2 protein-coding genes are annotated in these 1,150 nt (G+C 60.3%); both read right to left on the reverse strand.

Translation table 11 applies throughout. The features are described 5' to 3' along the window. Window positions 1–496: fibronectin type III domain-containing protein (locus AC6ROY_RS25390; protein ID WP_500103343.1), on the reverse strand; the 496-nt coding region annotated here is incomplete at its 3' end. A 2-nt stretch (window positions 497–498) separates the two neighbouring features. Then, window positions 499–1,077, reverse strand: coding sequence for a fibronectin type III domain-containing protein (locus AC6ROY_RS25395; RefSeq protein WP_500103344.1), 579 nt, complete (start codon window positions 1,075–1,077; stop codon window positions 499–501). Window positions 1,078–1,150 lie beyond the last annotated feature (73 nt).

Here is a 1,150-nt window from a genome sequence, read left to right on the forward strand (position 1 = left end):
GGACATCATAGACGGAGCTGTAGTTGCCGAGGAAATAGTACACCGGCTGGCTGGGCAGCGACAGGTTGCCGTCAGTATCCTTCGCCCGGACCGTGATCGTGTACAGCGTATTAGGCTGGATGCCGGTGAGGGTATGGCTTGTTGTCGCCGCGCTTCCAAGCAGGACCGCTCCCTGATAAAGCTGGTACGAAGCGACGCCGACGTTATCCGTAGACGGCTTCCAGGTCAGGCCGACCTGGTCGGAGGTCTTGCTTGTGATGCCGAGTCCGGCCGGTGTAGAGGGAAGGGTCGTGTCGATCATTACCGAGAACACGGCGCTAGCTGCGGAAGCATTGCCAGCCGCATCGCGGGCCACGATCTTGAAGCTGTACGTGATATTCGGCGTCAAGCCGCCGGCCGTATAGCTGGTCGTTGTACTGCTTCCGATCCGTGTCGCGCCTTGGTAAATATCGTAGCCGGTCACGCCTTTGTTATCTGTGGAAGCCGTCCAGGACAACGTCACGCTTGCTGCTGTTTTGNAGCCGTCCAGGACAACGTCACGCTTGCTGCTGTTTTGGCCGTTACCGCCACATTCGCAGGAACAGAGGGCGGCTGCGTGTCGCCGGGAATGAGCAGCGCTGCGGCATTGCTGGCGGAGGACACATTGCCTGCGCTGTCTCTGGCTTTGACCGTGAAGGAATACGGAAGGTCGGTCTGCAGCCCGGTGACGGTGAAGGCCGTGGTTGTGCTTGCTCCAACCCAGGCTGTGCCGTGAAAGATGTCGTAGCCGACGACGCCCACATTGTCCGTCGAAGCCGTCCAGGCCAGCTGCGCGGTGGACAGCGTGTGGCTGGCAATGGTCAGCCCGGTTGGAGCGGAAGGCGCCTGCGCGTCTATATACACCTGAACGGCGTTGCTTGGAGCCGACACATGGCCGGCAGCATCTCTGGCTTTGACGGTTAGGAGGTGCACGGTATTTGGCGCAAGCCCGGTTACGGTGAAGCTGGTCGAGGCGCTCGTTCCGATCCAGGCGGAGCCGTTGTAAATGTCGTAGCCAACCACCCCTTTGTTATCCGTGGAGGCTGCCCAATTGAGCAAGGCGCTGGATGCGTTCTGGCTGTAGATCGCCAGCTGCGATGGAGCGCTGGGCGGGAAAATATCCAGATTCGGT

This window comes from Paenibacillus sp. sg306046, from assembly GCF_059821225.1.